Source organism: Rhodoblastus sp. 17X3 (assembly GCF_030056575.1).
GTDB lineage: Bacteria > Pseudomonadota > Alphaproteobacteria > Rhizobiales > Beijerinckiaceae > Rhodoblastus.
In genome coordinates, this window is the sequence record NZ_JASHHX010000001.1 from 428,707 (window position 1) to 446,394 (window position 17,688).

A 17,688-nucleotide genomic window follows, 5' to 3' on the forward strand; every position below is an offset into this window, starting at 1 on the left:
ATCGGGGCGTCGGGCTTAACTTGAAGGAAAGACGCGCGCGTTTACGCTGGCGCGTCGCCTTCAGGAAAGCCCGATGACCGAACCCGCCTCTCCGCCCGACGCCTTGCGCCTGCGCGATTTGCGCAAATCTTTCGGCAAGCCCGCCGTGGACGGGCTCGACCTGACGATCCGGCCCGGCGAGTTTTACGCCTTGCTTGGCGCCAATGGCGCGGGCAAGACCACCACCCTGCGCATGGTCGCGGGCCTGCTGCAGCCCGACAGCGGCGAAGTCTCGATCTGCGGGATCGACGCGCGGCGCAACCCGCTGGAGGCCAAGGCGCTCACCGCATGGCTGCCCGACGAACCGCTGCTCTATGACAAGCTCGCGCCGCTGGAATATCTCGAATTCGTCGCCGGTCTCTGGGGCATGGATTCGGATGAAGCCGGCGCCCGCGCGGAAGACCTGCTGCGCCGCCTCGGCCTGTGGGAGCAGCGCAACCAGCGCTGCGAAGGTTTTTCACGCGGCATGCGGCAAAAGGTGGCGCTGGCGGGCGCGCTGATTCATGAGCCGCGCCTGCTGATGCTGGACGAGCCCTTGACCGGGCTCGACGCCGGCGCCGCGCGTCTGGTCAAGGACATGCTCGCCGAACAGACCCGGCAGGGCGTGGCCGTGGTGCTGACGACCCATATTCTGGAAGTCGCGGAAAAGCTCGCCGACCGCATTGGGATCATCGCCGATGGCAAATTGATCGCCGAAGGCGATCTCGCGCAATTGCGACGTCTGAGCGCCATCGCGAGCGCGAGCCTCGAAGATGTGTTCCTCGATCTCACCGCGCGCGGAGTGGCGGCGTGAGGCCGCGTTCTCTGACGCTCGCTCGCCTCGTCCGCCACGATCTGGCCATTTCATGGCGGCGCCTGTGTGGCTTCCTGCGCGCGAAAACGACGACCCGGGCCTTGATCGTTCTGGGGCTGGCGTCGGCGGTGCTGCACCTCGCGGCCTGGCCTTTAGCCTTGGGCCTGCTCGCGCTGGAGGCGCGTGACGGCGCTGTCGCGCTTGACGGGTTGGGCTTCGTCATCGTGCTGCCCTGGCTGATGTCGCAGGGCCTCACCGGCGCGACGCGAGCGCTCTATTCGCGCGGCGATCTCGACCTGCTGCTGTCGGCGCCGCTGCCGCCGCAAAAAATTCTGGCCTCGCGCGCTCTGGCTGTGGGCATCGAAAGTTTCGGCGCCGTCGGCATGTTCCTGCTGCCGGTGGTCAATATGGCGGCGCTGCTCGGGGGGGCGCGCTGGCTCGCGGTCTATCCGGCGCTCGCCAGCGCCGTGCTGATGGCGACGGGCGCGAGCTTCGCCGCGACGCTCGGCCTTTTCCGCCTGCTGGGGCCGAAACGGACCCGGGCCGCGACGCAGGTGATCGCCACTTTGGTCGGCGCGTGGTTCGTGATCTGCGCGCAGATCTTCAATTTCATTCCTGCCGATAGCCAGAAGGCGTTGCGGGAGGCGCTCGCGCACCCCGCGCCCGGAAGCTGGCTCGATCCGCAAGGCGCGCTCTGGCTGCCCGCCCGGGCGGCGGCGGCGGAAGGACGCGCGCTGGCGCTCTGGGTCCTGCTGGGCTGCGGCGCCTTCGTCCTGGCGGTTCGCGCCTTGGGCCCCGCCTTCGCGCGCGGCGCGTTGATCGCGGCGGGCGAGGGGAGGGCGCGGGCGACGACCCGCGACGCGCGCTTCCGGTGCGAGCGCGCCGGTGCGCTGCGCCGCAAGGAATGGCGGCTGCTTGCGCGCGATCCCTATCTGCTGTCGCAGATCCTGCTGCAATCGCTTTATACCCTGCCGGTGGCGCTGATCATCTGGAAGAGCCTCGGACCCAACGGCTCGGTGGCGCTTTCCGTCGCGCCTGCGCTCGTCGCCATCGCCGCGCAGCTCAGCGCCGCGCTCGCCTTCCTGGCGGGGTCGAGCGAGGACGCCGGCGATTTCGTCGCCACGGCGCCGGTTGCGCCGGGCGAAATCCTTCGCCGCAAGATCGAGGCCATCGCCGTTCCGGTCGCGCTGCTGCTGGCCCTGCCGCTCGCCGGCGTGGCCTTCGCCGCGCCGCGCATCGGACTCGTGACGTTTCTTTGCGCGGCGGCGGGGGCGGCCTCCACCGCCACTCTGAATTTCTGGAAACCGCTGGAGAACCGGCGCGGCGACCTCATCAAGACCCACGCCCAGAACAAGCTGGTCGGCCTGGTCGAGCATGGGCTTTCGATCTGCTGGGCGCTGGCCGCGCTGCTGCTCTGCCTTGGCTCCTGGATGGCGCTGGCGCCAATCGCCATCGCGCTGGCCCTGTTGTGGGCGAACAAGCCGCGCGCGCGCCGCGTCAAGGCTTTCGCCCCCGCCTGACGCCTTGCAAGGCGTCCTTCGCCAAAAGAAAAACGCCGGCCCCTGGGGACCGGCGCCAAGTTGGCCACTTTCTCGCGGTTTCCCGCGGAGAGCAGCCTTCGACATCGCGCTTCAGCTGCGCGACATCATATAGAGCAATTGCGTCTCGAAGGCCGGGATCTTGGTCGCGCCGAACGCGCGCAAGGCGGCGGGCGCGTCCACGGCGACCACGGAATATCCGCCGGCCGCGCTTTTTTTCATCAGTTCCGAAATCTCTTCCGCGAAAGCTTTGGCCGGATCGATTTTCGCAGGCAGGTCCTGCGGCGACCATTTTGCGGCCCAGCCCCAGATCGTGTCATGCCCGGCCGGAATATTTGTGGATATGAAATCCTGAGGGAGGTAGGACCTCCCGTTCGCATAGGGCATTATTTTTCCTCCCGCCAAGATGGCCGCCTAAAAAGGCGCGGCCTCTCGCTTGTCCTGTGGCGTTGACCAGCCCGGCTCGTTCTTCTTGTCGAGAATGGAACGTGTCCGTTTGCCGCCTTTAGCGGTCTTGTGCTTTAGTCGTACCATAGTGCGTAGCATCATGTAACAGGAATGCGACGCCCGGCAATTGACCCAGCGCAAATTCAGCGCTCGCTTCCTGCCTCAGGAATTCTATAGGCCGAGCTGGCCTTGACCCGCTCCATCGCGAAGCGCGAGGTGACTTTTTTCAGCGGCACCGCCGAAATGAGCCGCTGGTAAAAGGCGTCATAGGCGGCGGTGTCGACGACGACGACGCGCAGCAGGTAATCGACGTCGCCCGCCATGCGATAAATGTCCATCACCTCGGGCATGGCGGAAACGGCGGCGGCGAAACGCGCCAGCCAGGGCTGGGAATGATCCTCCGTCTCGATGGAGACGAAGACGGTGAGGCCGAGGCCGATCTTCTGCGGATCGACCAGCGCGACGCGGCCCAGAATGACGCCCGCGTTTTCCAGCTTCTGCACCCGCTTCCAGCACGGAGTCGGCGACAGTCCGACCGCACGCGCGAGATCCGCGACGGCGATATCGGCTTTGTCCTGCAGAATGGTCAGGATTTTACGGTCAATCGCGTCCATGCCCCTCACGCCTCCCTCGGACTCTGGCGAGATTATCGGCGGAAGGCAATCATTGCTGGCCTTGCCAGCTCGCCTGACGGCTGACGTCCACCTTCAGCACCGCGATCGAGGCTTCCCGCGCATAGCCGAAGACGGCCGAGCGCCGGGGCGCCGCGCCTGCGAAATCGAGGCCCAGGGCGATCCGCAAATATTCGTCGCGCGGGCAGCAGCCGAAGGCGGGGTCGAAGCCGATCCAGCCGATCGGTTCGACAAAGACTTCCGCCCAGGCGTGATGCGCCCCTGCTGCGCCGACGCCTTCCGTCCCGAGGAAAAAGCCGGAAATCAAGCGGGCCGGAACATCGACGCCGCGCGCGGCCGCGACGAAGACCTGGGCCAGTTCGCGCGCGGAGCCGGCGCGCGAGGCGAAGGCCTCCCGCGCCGGGCGGGGCGTCTCGCCTTCGCCCGGCGCGAAGGCGCAGGCCTCGTGAAGCGCGTCGTTGAGGACATGCATGCGGCCGAGCGGATCCGTCTCGCGCGACAGGGCGTCCTGCGTGAAGGCGAGCAAATCCTTGTCGGCAAGCGTCGCTGCCGTGTGGCGAAGATAGACGTCGAGCGGCAATTTTTCGGGCAGGCCGCGCACGACTCCGGCCGTGTCATTGGTCTCGATTTCGCCCTCGGCCATGATGCTCAGCTGCTCCAGCGGGCCGTCATGGGAGCAGGAATGGACGATGTTGCCGAAGGCGTCCTCATTGCGGCGCATGCGCGCATCCGGCAGGACGTCGACGCGCCAGTCCTTGATCTCCTGGCCGTCGAAGCCGCGGGGCGTGAGACGAAGAACCTGGTTCATCGCGCGAACCGGGTCGGCATAGGAAATCTGGAAGTGATACTGGACAGAGGCGCGCATGGAGCGAGAGTCTCCCGCTGGCTGATTCGACCTTGTTGTTATAGCCGCCCGGAAAGCCGTCGTCCCTCCGGGCGAAAGGCTTAGCCGATCAAATATTGTTCGGCGATCTCGGTCCCGAGCCGGTTGTTGTCGGTGACGAAGCCATCGACGAATTCATGCAGGCCGGACTGGAAAATATCCTTGATCGAAGTGCTTTCCAGACGCCGCTTCATATTGCGGGCGTGGCGCTGCGCCGGTCCCTGGCGGCCATATTGATTGCCGATGGCGTCGAGGAAACGCACGATATTGTCGCAGCAGGACAGGAGCGAGCGCGGCATTTCCTGACGCAGGATCAGCAGGTCCGCCACGTTCCAGGGCTTGATGCTCTCGCGATAGACCCAGTGATAGGCGGTGAGCGCCGAAACCGAGCGCAGGATCGCGGTCCACTGGAAATAATCGACCGAGCCGCCGACGGCTTCCTGCTCGGGCAGCAACACGTGATATTTCACGTCGAGCACGCGGGCGGTGTTGTCGGCGCGCTCGACATAGACGCCAAGGCGGGAGAAATAATAGGCGTCGTTGCGCAGCATGGTGCGGTAGCCGGAGCCGTCGTAAAGGCTCGACGTCTGCTTGACATATTCGAGGAACTTGATCAGCTCCTCGCGGTCGATCCGGCCCAGCTCCTTCTGCACTGCTTCGAACTTCTTCAGCTCGAGCCAGGCGCTGTTGATGCCTTCCCACATTTCAACGGTGAGCGCGGTGCGCACCGCGCGGGCGTTGGTGCGGGCGAACTCGATGCAATTGCGGATGCTTGAGGGATTGCGCGCGTCGAAGGCCAGATAGGCGATGACGCTGGCCTCGTTGGGCTCCGGGAAATGCTCATAGAAGGTCTCGTCGGCTCCCGACGCGATCAGCACGCTCTGCCATTCGTCCTGGGCGGAGGCGTAGGTCTTCGGCAGGGCCGCGATGCGGCTGGAGGCCTCGATCAGGCGGGCGAGGAAATCCGCGCGCTCCAGATAGCGCGAGACCCAGTAGAGATTGTCGGCGGTGCGGGAAAGCATGGGGCGACCTTGACAAGATTGGGCAAGACAGGAATGGCGTTGCCGGATCGCCCCGCGAGCGGCGACGATCCGCGTCGGCGGATCAGGGCGTGGCGGCGTCCGTCTCGAGCACCCAGGTGTCCTTGGTGCCGCCGCCCTGGCTGGAATTGACGACCAGTGAGCCTTCCTTCAGCGCGACGCGCGTCAGCCCGCCGGGGACGACGCGCACGCCGTCGGAGCCGGAGAGCACGAAGGGGCGCAGATCGACATGGCGTGGCGCGACGCCGCCGAGGAAGGACGTCGGGCAGGTCGAAAGCGACAGGGTCGGCTGGGCGATGAAATTGTCCGGCGCGGTCAGGAGCTTCTTGCGGAAGTCCTCGATCTGCTCCTTGGTCGCGTGCGGCCCGACCAGCATGCCGTAACCGCCGGAGCCATTGACCTCCTTCACCACCAGTTCGGACAGGTGGTCGAGGACATATTTCAGGGCGTCGGGCTCGCGGCAGCGCCAGGTGGCGACATTCTTCAGCTTCGGCTCCTCGCCGAGATAGAAGCGGGTGATCTCCGGCATATAGGTGTAGATCGCTTTGTCGTCGGCGACGCCCGCGCCCACGGCGTTGGCCAGGGTGACATTGCCGGAAAGATAGGCGCCCATCAGCCCGGCGGCGCCGAGCACGGAATCCGGGTTGAACACCAGCGGGTCGATGAATTCGTCGTCGACGCGGCGATAGATCACGTCGACCCGCTTCGGGCCCTCGGTGGTTCGCATATAGACCACGTCGTCCTTCACGGTGAGGTCGCCGCCTTCCACCAGTTCCACGCCGAGCTTGTCGGCGAGGAAGGAATGTTCGTAATAGGCCGAATTGAACTGCCCGGGCGTCAGCACCACGATGTTCGGCTCGCTCGCGCATCTCGGCGGGGCGACGGAGCGCAGCGAGGCGAGCAGGGAATCGGGATAGTTCTCCACCGGCATCACGGCGTGTTCCGCGAAGAGATCGGGCGCCAGCCGGATCATCATCTCGCGGTTCTCCAGCATGTAGGAGACGCCGGACGGCGTGCGGCAATTGTCTTCCAGGACATAGAAATCCTGATCGTCCGTGCGCACGATGTCGATCCCGGCGATATGGGTCCAGATGTCGTGCGGCGCGCGATGTCCCTGCATTTCGGGCCGGTAGCAGTCATTGCGGAACACCAGGTCCGCGGGCACCACGCCGGCGCGGATGATCTCCTGCGCGCCATAGACGTCGGTGAGGAACATGTTCAGCACCTTGACGCGCTGGACCAGCCCCGCTTCGAGCCGCAGCCATTCGTCATGGCCGAGCAGGCGCGGGATGATGTCGAAGGGAATCAGGCGCTCGGCGGCCTCCTTGTCGCCATAGACGGCGAAGGTGATGCCAATGCGGCGGAACAGCATCTCCGCCTGTTGCCGGCGCGAATCCAGCAGTCCGGGCGGGGACGTCTCCAGCCATTTGGCGATGCGGCTATAGAGGGCGCGCGCCGCTCCGTCGCCTTCGGTCATCTCGTCGAAACAGGGCAAGGTCATCGGCTTGATCGCCTTTTTGGAACTCATTTCGGGGCGTTTTGCGCCGCGAGCGCAAACGGCCAGGGATTTCATGTTTGTCAGTCTGAATCGCCTGCGCCGGTTGCGCTTTGACCTAACTTAAATGCCGCCTCGCGCGATTTGACAGTCTAAATTTTAAGCTTGGCGCCCGATAGCGTGCGGATGAATGTTTCAATCCTGATTGGCGCCTATAAATTAGGCAGCTTCGCCAAATGGCTCATGCCGCCGGTTCTTCTGACCATTATTTCCCAATCGCAATTTGCCTGCCGGCGCCGCGATGCGGTAAAAGCGCGCACGGGTCTTCGAGCCCGCAAGCGCGAAATTGGTCCGGTCGATGCGCAAATTTGTCTTTCTTGTCGTCTTCGTCGTGCTCGCCGCGCTCGTCGGCGGGATTTATCATTTCCATTTCAATCTCAAGCCGGAATTCGCGCGCGCGGCGATCTCCTCGATGCCGCGTCCTGTGGCCGGCGTCGCGGTGGAGGAGGCGCGGGCTGAAAACTGGGCGTCCAGCGTGTCCTCGATCGGCACGTTCCGCGCGGTGCCGGGCATCGACGTCTCCAGCCAGGTGGCGGGCGTCGTCGCTGAAATCGCCTTCCAGAACGGGCAGGACGTGCAAAAGGGCGCGCTGCTGGTGCGGCTCGACGACTCGACCGAGCAGGCCGACCTGCGCTCCAATCTCGCCATGCTGAAAAACGCCAATCTTGCCTATGAGCGGCAGAAGTCGCTGTCGGCGAGCGGCGTCGGGGCCAAGGCCAATTTCGACCTCGCCCAGGCCGTGCGCGACCAGGCCGCCGGCGCCGAGGATCGCACCCGCGCGTTGATCGGCCAAAAGACCATCCTGGCGCCCTTTGCGGGGCGGCTCGGCATCCGCAAGGTCGACGTCGGTCAATATGTCGCCGCCGGCGCGGCGATGGTTTCACTGCAGCAGCTCGATCCGATCTATCTCGACTTCCAGGTTCCCGAGCAGAATTACGCTCATCTGGCGGCTGGCCAGGACGTTGTGGCCGATGTCGACGCCTTCGCAGGCAAGACCTTCCGCGGCAAGATCAGCAATATCGACGCGCGGGTGGATCCCGCAACGCGGTCGGTTCTGGTGCGGGCGGAATTCGCCAATCCCGACAAAAAGCTGATGCCCGGCATGTTCGGCCATGTCGACTTCGCCACCGGCGAGGCAGCCAAAGCCGTCACCGCGCCGCGCACGGCGGTGGCCTTTTCGCTTTATGGCGATTCCGTCTTCGTCGTCGTGCCGGACGACGCGGCCAGGGGCTTCGAGGGCCCGCTTCATGTCGAGCGCCGGACGGTCAAGGTCGGCGACGCCCGCGAAGACCGCATCGTCCTGCTGGAGGGCGTCAAGCCCGGCGAGAAGGTCGTGGCCGAGGGCCAGATCAAGCTGCAGCCCAATGCGCCAGTCAAGATCGATGCGGACAAGCCGATGAAGCCCCAGGCCGTCCGGCCGAGGCAGTAAGCTGAAGCTGCTCCGCGCAGAAGCTTTTCGAGACCGACACTCAGAGACCGCAACCCATGGGCGCCTTTACAGATCTGTTCATTCGCCGGCCGGTTCTCTCGATCGTGGTCAGCCTGCTGATCCTGCTGGTCGGCGCGCAGGCAGGCTTCAACCTTCAGATCCGGCAATATCCGGCGCTGTCCTCGGCGACGATCACCGTCACCACGACCTATCCGGGCGCCAACGCCGACCTGATCAAGGGCTTCATCACAACCCCGATCGAGCAGGCGGTCGCCAGCGCCGAGGGCGTGGACACGCTCGTCTCCAATTCGCAGCAGAACGTCTCGACCGTGACGCTCAACCTGCGCCTCAACGCCAATGCCGACCGCGCGATGACCGACGTCCTCGCCAAGGTCGCGCAGGTCAAATATATCCTGCCGAAAGAGTCGAATGACCCGGTTGTCGTCAAGCAGACCGGGCAGGGCACGGCGCTGCTCTATATGTCGTTCAATTCCGACACGCTGACCCCGCCGCAGATCACCGACTACATCACTCGCGTCGTCCAGCCGCGCCTGCAGACCATCGACGGCGTCGCCAGCGCCCAGATCATCGGCGGGCAGAATTTCGCCATGCGGGTCTGGCTCGATCCCGACAAGATGGCCGCGCGCGGCGTCACCGCCGCCGACGTCCGCAACGCGCTGCTGGTCAATAATTTCACCTCCGCCGCGGGACAGGTCAAAAGCGACTTCACCCAAACCAGCATCAACGCCCTGACCTCGCTGGAAACCGCGCAGGCTTTCGCCCAGCTGACCATTTTCAACAAGGGCGACGCTTTGGTGCGCCTCGGCGACGTCGCCCATATCGAACTGGGGCCGGAAAGCGTCGATTCTTCTGCTGTGTTCGACGGGCTGAAGGCGGTCTTCATCGGCATCTATGCGACGCCGACAGCCAATCCGCTGACGGTGATCGAAGATGTGCGCAAGGCCTTCCCCTCGATTCAGGCGGCTCTGCCGTCGGGCGTGAAGGGCGCGATCGCCTATGACGCGACGGAATTCATCCGCGCCTCGATCGACGAAGTCGCCAAGACGCTGCTGGAAGCGGCGCTCATCGTCATCGTCGTCATCTTCCTGTTCTTGGGCGACCTGCGCTCGACGCTGATTCCGATCATCACGATCCCGCTGTCGATGATCGGCGTCATGGGTTTCATGCTGCTGCTCGGATATTCGATCAATCTGCTGACGCTGCTCGCCTTCGTGCTCGCCATCGGTCTCGTGGTCGACGACGCCATCGTGGTGGTCGAGAATATCTATCGCCATATTGAGGACGGTCTGTCGCCCAGGGAGGCGGCGCTGGTCGGCGCGCGGGAAATTTCCGCGCCGGTGGTCGGCATGACCATCACGCTCGCGGCAGTCTATGCGCCGATCGGCTTCGTGACCGGCCTGTCCGGCGCATTGTTCAAGGAATTCGCCTTCACTTTGGCCGGTTCGGTCGTCGTCTCGGGCTTCATCGCCCTCACGCTGTCGCCGATGATGTGCTCGAAGCTTTTACGCCCGCACGAGCGTCACGCGCCCGGCGCCGTGCGAGTGGGGCGGCGCAGCTTCGTGGAAGTGCTGGACGATTTGTTCGAGGGCTTGCGCCAGCGCTATGAGCGCCTGCTGCACCGGACGCTGAATTTCCGCGCCCTGACCATCCTGATCCTCGTCGGCGTGCTGGCGCTGACTGGCGTGCTTTATGTCTCGACACCGCGCGAACTGGCCCCGGAAGAGGATCAGGGCATTCTCCTGACCATGGTCAAGTCGCCGCAATACGCCAATCTCGACTATCTCGAAAAGGTCACCTCGCGCCTGCAGACGGACGTTTTCGACAAGGTCGACGAAAAGAGCCACGTCTTCATGATCAACGGCTCGCAGGGCGTCAACACGGGCATCGCGGGCCTGCTGCTCAAGCCATGGAGCGAGCGCAAGCGCACCCAGAGCCAGATCCTGCAAGGCTTGCAGCCCATGCTGGCCGATCAGACCGGCGCGCAGATCTTCGCATTCTCGCTGCCGGCCTTGCCCGGTTCGACCGGCGGCCCGCCCGTGCAATTCGTCATCCGCACGGCGGGCGATTACCGCACGCTGGCGGGCGTGCTCGAAAAGCTGCAGGACGAAGCGCGCAAGAGCGGCCTGTTCATCTTCACCGACGGCGACCTGAAATTCGACACGCCGCAGGTTGAGGTCAAGATCGACGCCGCCAAGGCGAGCAGCCTCGGCGTCACCATGCAGGACATTGGCGCGACGCTCGCCACCTTCCTCGGCGGCAATTACGTCAACCGCTTCAATCTGGATGGGCGCTCCTATCAGGTCATCCCCCAGACGCCGCGCGATTTCCGCCTGACCAACGACTGGCTCAAGCGCTATCAGCTGCGCACTGCCGGCGGCGCCCTGATCCCGCTTTCGACGGTGGTGACCATCGAGGAAAAGACCCAGCCCAATGCGCTGACGAGCTTCCAGCAGCTCAATTCGGCGACCCTGTCGGGCGTTCCCTTCCCGGGCCATACGCTTGGCGAGACCTTGTCCTTCCTGGAGAGCAAGGCCAAGGAGCTGTTCCCGGAAGGCTACAGCTATGATTTCCAGGGCGAGAGCCGTCAGTTCAAGCAGGAGGGCAATACGCTTGCGCTGGCCTTCGTGTTCTCGCTGATCGTGATCTATCTGGTGCTCGCGGCGCAATTTGAGAGCTTCCGCGATCCCTTCATCGTGCTGGTCGCGCTGCCGACCTCGATGTTCGGCGCGCTGCTGCCGCTGAACATCATGGGCGTGGTCGGCGCGGCCTCGATCAACATCTATACCCAGATCGGCCTGATGACCCTGATTGGCCTGATTTCCAAACACGGCATCCTGATGGTGGATTTCGCCAATCAGATGCAGCGGCGCGAAGGCCTGTCGCCGCGCGAGGCGATCGAACATGCCGCTGGCGTGCGCTTGCGCCCGATCCTGATGACCACGGCGGCCATGGTCGTCGGCATGATCCCGCTCATCATCGCCTCGGGCGCCGGAGCGCGCAGCCGCTCCGCCATTGGCATCGTGATCGGCGCGGGCATGAGCGTCGGCACGATCTTCACCCTGTTCGTCACGCCGGCGGTCTATTCGCTGCTCGCCCGCAAGCATGACCGTAGCGAACTGCTCGACGCGAAGCCCGCCGGAATCGAGGGCGCAGTGGCGCCGGGCGACAGTCCGGACGTTCACCAGGCCACTTCGCGCGGCCGGGTCATCTCAGATCATTTCGACGGAAATCTTGTCGATCATCCGTAGGGCCGGATTGAAGGAAACATTGATTTGATGTGTCCGCCGCGTGGCGCCGAGGTCGAACACCTCGCGCGGCGTGATCGCAACCATGTGTTCGCCGTAACAGACCGAGACAAAGCCGCCATGGGGTTCGAGATTTGCGGCCAGCCGGGCGAATAGCGCCGCATATTTCTTGTCGCGATGGATGTTGCGGGCCGGCGTGTCGCAATCGATCACGAGGCATTTGCCTTTGAAATAGGGCACGAAACGCGACCGTGTCGGCTGGAATTCCGGCGGCAGGGAGGCGTCGGCGAGCCAAAGGCATGTGAAGTCGCGGCATTCCTCCGGTCGGGTTTCATAAATCCTGCATCCCTTGCCGATGTCGCAATGCTGGCACCATGTCAGGTTTTTCTTCTGGACCGCGCCGACGCCCAGAACCTTGCAGCACAGACTGCAATCGCCACAGCTTCGCCCCATCAGATAGCCCATGTTTCCGTTCGCCCGGCCCGCAATATAGGGGATTTTGGCGGGCGTTGGTCAAGGCGCGGCGCCTGAGGCGTCCGCTCGGCCCTATGGCTCGATCACCCAATAGGCCGCCCCGGCCTTCTCGCGCGCGGGCAGGCCACGTCCCGGCGCCGCCGTCTCGCGATTGACGATCTTCCGGAAATCCTCGATCGCCTTGGGCTCGTCGAAAACATAGGAATGGCCCGACAGGCGCGTGTCGACGGATTCGACGCCCCCGGTCACCAGGATATTGGCGCCGCCGCTGCCCGCGCGCGGAGCCTTGTGATAGCTCTCCGAAATCAGGATCGCGCGGTCATATTCCGAAGCGTAGAGCGTGCGCAGCGCGCCGATCTTGCGCGCCTGCCGCAATTGCTCACGAAACACGTCCTGCGAAATGTCGGGCGCGGCGAAGACGGCGGCGCCGATGCGTATGCTGGACTTCGCCTGCGCAAATTCGCGCAACATCTGCAACAGAATCCGGTTGCCCATGCTGTGAGCGACGAAATCGAGCTGAAAATCCGGCGCAATCGCCGCGATCTCGCTCACCAGTTCAGCCAGATGAGGCTCGCTCCACGCGTTTGAATCCTCGTCATAGGCATAGGAAAAGGCAGAGCCCTCCGAGGGCCAGCTCCAGCCGACGAGGGCGCCGTCATAGTCGAGATCCGAAGCCACTTGCAAAGCGCGCCACATCAGACCGGAGAAATCGATGTTGAAGCCATGGATAACGAAGAGGATTTTTTTGGCTCCCGCCGCGCGGGTCCGCGCGACGATTTCACGGGCGCAGTCTTCCGATCCTTTGACGAGGCTGAGCGGCGCGGCCGGCAGGCTTGGCTCGCCGGAATGGCGGGCCGGGGCGCCCAGATAGCCGCAGCTGAACTCGAACGGATCGAGGCGGCGCGCGCCGAAACGCGTCGCCAGAATTGCTGTCTTTTCGTCATTTCGGTCTGTGGCGAACAGCACCGGCGAATTCATCGCCATTTTTGGCGCGGGGACGGCGGGTGCTGCGGAGGGCTGGCCGTGAACCTCCTTCTCCGCCTTGCCCCACAGCGCGGTTTCCTCGGTCATCGCCGCCTCGCCGCCGCCGCCCGCGCGCATCGCCAGCTCCATCTGGGCGCCATGTTCGAGCTGGCTGATTTCGACATTGGGCGCCTGGAGGAAGGCGGCCTCGCGCGCCCTGATGGCGGAATTGGCGTCGGCCCGGGCCTGTTCGGCGGTGGTCTTGATCGCGTTCTTCTCGATTTCCCGGGCCTGCCGCCAGAAATCCGGCGCGGCGGCGAGCAGGCCGGTCTCCGGCCAGCCGACAGTGAGGTAGAGCTTGCCGTCCATTTTGGCCGCGAAACCGGCGATCTGTCCGCCAAGCCGCGTCTCGATCGCATTGGCTCCGTTGCGTTCCATCGCAGCCATCGCCCCGGCCGGCCGCGCCCCGGCGGCGGTCAGGATCCTGACGTCTGGCGCGCCATCTTCCGCCGCAACCTTGAGGCGCGCAAAATCCTCCTCCGAGCGGATAGGCTCGTGCGTAAGGAGATAAGTGATGGAATGAGTCCAGATTTTCAGCGGGAACAGGCCCGACCGGCCGGCGTCGGCCGTCGCCGCCATGCCAAGAAAGGAATCCTGCATCAGGAAGACCTCCTCGGCGGATTTGAACATGAAGGGCCGGGTCAGTAGCGTCGTCGCGGCGCTCGAATTCTGCAAGGCGCGGCGGTTCTCGCCATCGAGCGCGAAGACGGCGAGGTCGGCCTCGCCCTTTTCCAGCGCCGACAGGGCCTCGGCGTCGCTCGCCACGGGCTTCGGCGCGACTGTCACGCCCGCGCCAGCCAATATCTTGCTGGCCAGCAAGCTTTTCACAAAAGAATCGTCGGCGAAGGCGGAGGGGACGGCCAAACGGATTTCCGCCGCGCCGGCCGGGGCGGCGAAGCAAAGCAAGGCGAGGATGAAGGCGAGGCGGAGCGGCATGGGTCTGGTCCAGCGTTGAGCAACCGAAAGGGATACGCGGAGGCCGTCGCAAAGGTTACATCATTTCGCGCGCCAGACTGAACTCGCATCCGTCTCTCGCGGATTTGTTCGGCGTTTTTGCTCCAAAGATGCGCCTTTGCCTGCCCGCATTCCAGGTTTTGCATAAAAAAGCGGCTTGCTCCCTGAGGGAGCAGGAGTAAGAAAAAGTCATCGAAAAACGACGCCAGACAGATCGGGAGACATTCGATGCAGACGGTCGAGGAATTTCTGGCCTATTCCATTCATCTTGAACACGAAGCCGCGACGCGTTTCGGCGAATTGGCCGACGCCATGGAAGCGGGCGGCAACAAGGAAGTCGGGCAATTGTTTCGGCGCCTGTCCGATTATTCCCGCCTGCACCTCGCCGACGCCAAGGCGCGCGCGGGTTTCCGCGATATTCCTGAGATCGCGGCGCAGGATCTCGTGTGGCCCGATCTCGAAAGCCCGGAAGCTGCGGCGATCTGGGGCGCGGACCCGATGCTGAGCCGTCGCGAGGCGCTCGAGATTGCGCTCGCCGCCGAAAAGGCCGGCCATGACTATTACAGGTCGGTCCTCGATGGCGCGAATGATCCGGAGATCAAGGCTCTGGCCGCCGAATTCGTCAATGAGGAGGCGGAACACGTCGCCGAATTGAAGAAATGGATCGCAGCCGCCGACGCCGGCCAGTCGGCTTCCGCCGAGTGAGCGCGCGCTTCGCGGCGCGTCAATAAGTTTGCGCTGCGGCCGTCTCATGCGCTAATCAGCCGGGACCCGTTTTCCCGCCCCGGCTTGTCATGAAAAATATAGATCCCGTCGCGCGTCGGCGCACCTTCGCCATCATCTCGCATCCGGACGCCGGCAAGACCACGCTCACCGAAAAGCTGCTGCTGTTCGGCGGCGCGATCCAGCTCGCGGGCGAGGTGCGCGCCAAGGCCAACCGCCGCCAGACCCGCTCGGACTGGATGGGCATCGAGCGCGAGCGCGGCATTTCGGTCGTCACCTCCGTGATGACCTTCGAATATGGCGACTGCGTCTACAACCTGCTCGACACGCCCGGCCACGAGGACTTCTCCGAAGACACCTACCGCACGCTCACCGCGGTCGACAGCGCGATCATGGTGATCGACGCCGCCAAGGGCATCGAGGCGCGTACGCGAAAACTGTTTGAAGTCTGCCGGCTGCGCGACATTCCAATCATCACCTTCGTCAACAAGATGGACCGCGAGTCGCGCGACGTCTTCGACCTGCTCGACGAAATCGAGAAAACGCTGGCGCTCGACACCGTGGCGCTGACCTGGCCGATCGGGCGAGGACGAAGCTTCGCCGGAACCTATGACCTGCGCGCCAATATCGTGCGTCGGCTGGAAGAGGACGCCGAGCCGATCAAAGTCTCCGGCCCGGACGATCCGAAAATCGAGGAAATATCGTCGACGGCGGACGCCTTGCTGGCGGCCGAGGAAATCGAACTGGCGCGCGAGGCGCAAAAGCCGTTCGACGTCGACGCCTTTCTCGAAGGCCATCTCACGCCAGTCTTCTTCGGCTCGGCGCTGAAGAAATTCGGCGTGCAGGACCTGATCGACGCCCTCGCGGAATTCGCGCCGCCGCCGCAGCCGGTCGCCGCGTCCACCCGCACGGTCGATCCGCGCGAAAACAAGATGACCGGCTTCGTGTTCAAGATTCAGGCGAATATGGATCCCAACCACCGCGACCGCATCGCCTTTCTGCGCGTGACTTCGGGCCGGCTGCTGCGCGGCATGAAGGCGCGGCTGTCGCGCACCGGCAAGAATATCGCGCTCAACGCGCCGCAATTCTTCTTTGCGCAGGACCGCCAGCTCGCCGAAGAGGCTTTTGCGGGCGACGTGGTCGGCATTCCCAATCACGGCGCGCTACGCATCGGCGACACCTTGACCGAGGGCGAGAATCTGGTCTTTCGCGGCGTGCCAAGCTTCGCGCCCGAGATTCTACGCCGCGTAAAACTCGGCGACGCCATGAAGGCCAAGAAATTGCGCGAGGCCTTGCAGCAGATGGCGGAGGAGGGCGTGGTGCAGCTCTTCTTGCCGCATGACGGATCGCCCGCCATGGTCGGCGTCGTCGGCGCGCTGCAACTCGACGTGCTGAGCGAGCGCCTGCAGGCGGAATATGGCCTGCCGGTCAGTTTCGAGACCAGCCGTTTCGAGATCTGTCGCTGGGTGAGCGCCGACGATCCGGCCGAGCTGGAGAAGTTCGTGCGCGCCTATCCGTCGTCCATGGCCCATGATCTCGACGGGGCGCCGGTCTTTCTGGCGCAATCGGCCTTCAACTTGCGCTACGACCAGGAGCGCTGGCCGGCGATCAAATTCGACGACATCAAGGATTACCAGGTCGGCAAGGCGTAACGGCGACTGCCGCTGCGTGTCGCAACGACTGGCGCGCCGGGGCTCCGCTGCGGCGCGAAATTTACTATGCAGTTGATTTGAATAAAATTTTTCGCAGCCTGAAAATGCGCCATTTTGAGACAGGCGCCGATTCCGGCGTTTTCAATTGATCCATACAAGTACTCATATGAAACATATTTGCGACTTGAAGGCTAAAAAGCTGGGTTACAGCTAAGAATTTGAAAATATGACGTATAAGAGGCCACATTGAAAATGTTGTCCGTATAGATAGATTGCATTCCACGAGAGAAGACCTTGTGGAGGGGACTCAATGCATCGGGATGGCGCGCGTCATGATGCCGTCGCTCACGTCGACGGGCATGCAATCAATATTTGCACGCTCGATGACGCCGTCGCCTGCGTGCGGGCGCGGCTGCGAGCCCGTCGTGGTTTCAATTTCGCCACGCTCAATCTCGATCATCTGGTCAAGCTGCGCTCGGATTCAGCCTTCGGTGCGGCCTATGAACGCATGAATTTCGTATCGGCCGATGGCGCGCCCGTCGCCGCCCTGGCGCGCCAGCAGACGCGATCGGTTCGGCGCGCCACGGGCGCCGATCTCCTCGTCCCGCTTTGCCGCATGGCCGCGCATGACAAGATTCCGGTCGCCCTGTTCGGCTCCACGCCGGAAAGCCTCGAAGCTGCGGCGGACCGGCTGCGGGCGCTGGCCCCGGGGCTCGACGTGGTCTATGTCGCCAGCCCCGCTTTCGGCTTTGATCCCTTCTCCAGCGCTGCCGACGCCGCCGGCGCCGCGATCGCCGCGAGCGGCGCGCGACTTTGTTTCGTCTGCCTCGGCGCGCCCAAGCAGGAGCTCTTCGCCGACCGCGTAGCGCAAAGCCATCCCGAAATCGGATTCGTTTGCGTCGGCGCAGCGGCGGATTTCCAGTCGGGCGCCCAGATCCGGGCGCCTGTCTTCGTCCAGTCCGTGGGCATGGAGTGGGCGTGGCGGCTTGCGACCCAGCCGCGCCGCATGGCGGGACGCTATTTTCAGTGCGCGGCGCTGCTGGCGGGACTTCGGGTCAGGCAAAGTCTCGCCTCCTTTCGAGTGAAGGGCCAACGGGCGATTGAAACCGTGCGCAACAGCGGCTCGCTGTTGTTCCACGGCCACGCGCTCGGGCCGAATGGGGCTGGCTGGCCGGTAGAAAGGCGTTTGGCGCGAAAAGCGCCTTGACGCGCCCGCGGTTCTTTGCGCATCGTCGATCGC

14 protein-coding genes are annotated in these 17,688 nt (G+C 64.2%); 7 read left to right on the plus strand and 7 right to left on the minus strand.

Translation table 11 applies throughout. From position 1 onward, the window contains the following. The first annotated feature begins 73 nt into the window (after positions 1 to 73). Both QM467_RS02060 and QM467_RS02065 read left to right on the plus strand, forming a co-directional pair. The gene (locus QM467_RS02060) at positions 74 to 832 is read left to right on the plus strand and encodes an ABC transporter ATP-binding protein (RefSeq protein WP_283364614.1); all 759 of its coding nucleotides are present in this window, start codon (positions 74 to 76) and stop codon (positions 830 to 832) included. After that, positions 829 to 2,352: a hypothetical protein gene (locus QM467_RS02065; protein WP_283364615.1), complete on the plus strand. Its 1,524-nt coding sequence runs from the start codon at positions 829 to 831 to the stop codon at positions 2,350 to 2,352. Before QM467_RS02060 ends, QM467_RS02065 begins: the two co-directional genes overlap by 4 nt. Positions 2,353 to 2,463: 111 nt before the next feature. Here QM467_RS02065 and QM467_RS02070 read toward each other — a convergent pair whose 3' ends face one another. The 5 genes from QM467_RS02070 to QM467_RS02090 form a co-directional block, all read right to left on the minus strand. Beyond that, positions 2,464 to 2,757, minus strand: coding sequence for a hypothetical protein (locus QM467_RS02070; RefSeq protein WP_283364616.1), 294 nt, complete (start codon positions 2,755 to 2,757; stop codon positions 2,464 to 2,466). A 203-nt stretch (positions 2,758 to 2,960) separates the two neighbouring features. Further along, positions 2,961 to 3,431: an Lrp/AsnC family transcriptional regulator gene (locus QM467_RS02075; protein ID WP_283364617.1), complete on the minus strand. Its 471-nt coding sequence runs from the start codon at positions 3,429 to 3,431 to the stop codon at positions 2,961 to 2,963. Between the two features lie 49 nt (positions 3,432 to 3,480). Further along, positions 3,481 to 4,314 carry a transglutaminase family protein gene (locus QM467_RS02080; RefSeq protein WP_283364618.1) on the minus strand — a complete coding sequence of 278 codons (834 nt, stop codon included), beginning with the start codon at positions 4,312 to 4,314 and terminating at the stop codon, positions 3,481 to 3,483. Positions 4,315 to 4,394: 80 nt separating this feature from the next. After that, positions 4,395 to 5,354 carry an alpha-E domain-containing protein gene (locus tag QM467_RS02085; protein WP_283364619.1) on the minus strand — a complete coding sequence of 320 codons (960 nt, stop codon included), beginning with the start codon at positions 5,352 to 5,354 and terminating at the stop codon, positions 4,395 to 4,397. Positions 5,355 to 5,436: 82 nt separating this feature from the next. Further along, the gene (locus QM467_RS02090; RefSeq protein WP_446737720.1) at positions 5,437 to 6,849 is read right to left on the minus strand and encodes a circularly permuted type 2 ATP-grasp protein; all 1,413 of its coding nucleotides are present in this window, start codon (positions 6,847 to 6,849) and stop codon (positions 5,437 to 5,439) included. A gap of 376 nt (positions 6,850 to 7,225) precedes the next feature. Here QM467_RS02090 and QM467_RS02095 point away from each other — a divergent pair, with 376 nt between their 5' ends. Both QM467_RS02095 and QM467_RS02100 read left to right on the plus strand, forming a co-directional pair. Continuing rightward, complete coding sequence (locus QM467_RS02095) at positions 7,226 to 8,356, plus strand: efflux RND transporter periplasmic adaptor subunit (protein ID WP_283364620.1); 1,131 nt, start codon at positions 7,226 to 7,228, stop codon at positions 8,354 to 8,356. Positions 8,357 to 8,412: 56 nt separating this feature from the next. Then, positions 8,413 to 11,625 carry an efflux RND transporter permease subunit gene (locus QM467_RS02100; RefSeq protein ID WP_283364621.1) on the plus strand — a complete coding sequence of 1,071 codons (3,213 nt, stop codon included), beginning with the start codon at positions 8,413 to 8,415 and terminating at the stop codon, positions 11,623 to 11,625. Here QM467_RS02100 and QM467_RS02105 read toward each other — a convergent pair. Both QM467_RS02105 and QM467_RS02110 read right to left on the minus strand, forming a co-directional pair. Next, complete coding sequence (locus tag QM467_RS02105; protein ID WP_283364622.1) at positions 11,587 to 12,087, minus strand: hypothetical protein; 501 nt, start codon at positions 12,085 to 12,087, stop codon at positions 11,587 to 11,589. The two genes, QM467_RS02100 and QM467_RS02105, sit on opposite strands and share 39 nt — an antisense overlap. A gap of 81 nt (positions 12,088 to 12,168) precedes the next feature. Next, positions 12,169 to 14,055, minus strand: a complete 1,887-nt coding sequence (locus tag QM467_RS02110; RefSeq protein WP_283364623.1) for an alpha/beta hydrolase — start codon at positions 14,053 to 14,055, stop codon at positions 12,169 to 12,171. A 246-nt stretch (positions 14,056 to 14,301) separates the two neighbouring features. Here QM467_RS02110 and QM467_RS02115 point away from each other — a divergent pair, with 246 nt between their 5' ends. The 3 genes from QM467_RS02115 to QM467_RS02125 all read left to right on the plus strand — a co-directional run bounded on the left by QM467_RS02115 (position 14,302) and on the right by QM467_RS02125 (position 17,655). Further along, positions 14,302 to 14,778 carry a ferritin-like domain-containing protein gene (locus QM467_RS02115; RefSeq protein ID WP_283364624.1) on the plus strand — a complete coding sequence of 159 codons (477 nt, stop codon included), beginning with the start codon at positions 14,302 to 14,304 and terminating at the stop codon, positions 14,776 to 14,778. An 89-nt stretch (positions 14,779 to 14,867) separates the two neighbouring features. Then, the gene (locus tag QM467_RS02120; protein ID WP_283364625.1) at positions 14,868 to 16,448 is read left to right on the plus strand and encodes a peptide chain release factor 3; all 1,581 of its coding nucleotides are present in this window, start codon (positions 14,868 to 14,870) and stop codon (positions 16,446 to 16,448) included. Positions 16,449 to 16,758: 310 nt separating this feature from the next. Beyond that, positions 16,759 to 17,655 carry a WecB/TagA/CpsF family glycosyltransferase gene (locus QM467_RS02125; protein ID WP_283364626.1) on the plus strand — a complete coding sequence of 299 codons (897 nt, stop codon included), beginning with the start codon at positions 16,759 to 16,761 and terminating at the stop codon, positions 17,653 to 17,655. Positions 17,656 to 17,688 lie beyond the last annotated feature (33 nt).

Excerpts from the sequence above, each read along its gene's own strand:
- QM467_RS02060 (WP_283364614.1), top strand. The coding sequence starts at position 74 with ATGACCGAACCCGCCTCTCCGCCCGACGCCTTGCGCCTGCGCGATTTG.
- QM467_RS02070 (WP_283364616.1), bottom strand. The coding sequence starts at position 2,757 with ATGCCCTATGCGAACGGGAGGTCCTACCTCCCTCAGGATTTCATATCC.
- QM467_RS02075 (WP_283364617.1), bottom strand. The coding sequence starts at position 3,431 with ATGGACGCGATTGACCGTAAAATCCTGACCATTCTGCAGGACAAAGCC.
- QM467_RS02080 (WP_283364618.1), bottom strand. The coding sequence starts at position 4,314 with ATGCGCGCCTCTGTCCAGTATCACTTCCAGATTTCCTATGCCGACCCG.
- QM467_RS02085 (WP_283364619.1), bottom strand. The coding sequence starts at position 5,354 with ATGCTTTCCCGCACCGCCGACAATCTCTACTGGGTCTCGCGCTATCTG.
- QM467_RS02090 (WP_446737720.1), bottom strand. The coding sequence starts at position 6,849 with ATGACCGAAGGCGACGGAGCGGCGCGCGCCCTCTATAGCCGCATCGCC.
- QM467_RS02095 (WP_283364620.1), top strand. The coding sequence starts at position 7,226 with ATGCGCAAATTTGTCTTTCTTGTCGTCTTCGTCGTGCTCGCCGCGCTC.
- QM467_RS02100 (WP_283364621.1), top strand. The coding sequence starts at position 8,413 with ATGGGCGCCTTTACAGATCTGTTCATTCGCCGGCCGGTTCTCTCGATC.
- QM467_RS02105 (WP_283364622.1), bottom strand. The coding sequence starts at position 12,087 with ATGGGCTATCTGATGGGGCGAAGCTGTGGCGATTGCAGTCTGTGCTGC.
- QM467_RS02110 (WP_283364623.1), bottom strand. The coding sequence starts at position 14,055 with ATGCCGCTCCGCCTCGCCTTCATCCTCGCCTTGCTTTGCTTCGCCGCC.
- QM467_RS02115 (WP_283364624.1), top strand. The coding sequence starts at position 14,302 with ATGCAGACGGTCGAGGAATTTCTGGCCTATTCCATTCATCTTGAACAC.
- QM467_RS02120 (WP_283364625.1), top strand. The coding sequence starts at position 14,868 with ATGAAAAATATAGATCCCGTCGCGCGTCGGCGCACCTTCGCCATCATC.
- QM467_RS02125 (WP_283364626.1), top strand. The coding sequence starts at position 16,759 with ATGCATCGGGATGGCGCGCGTCATGATGCCGTCGCTCACGTCGACGGG.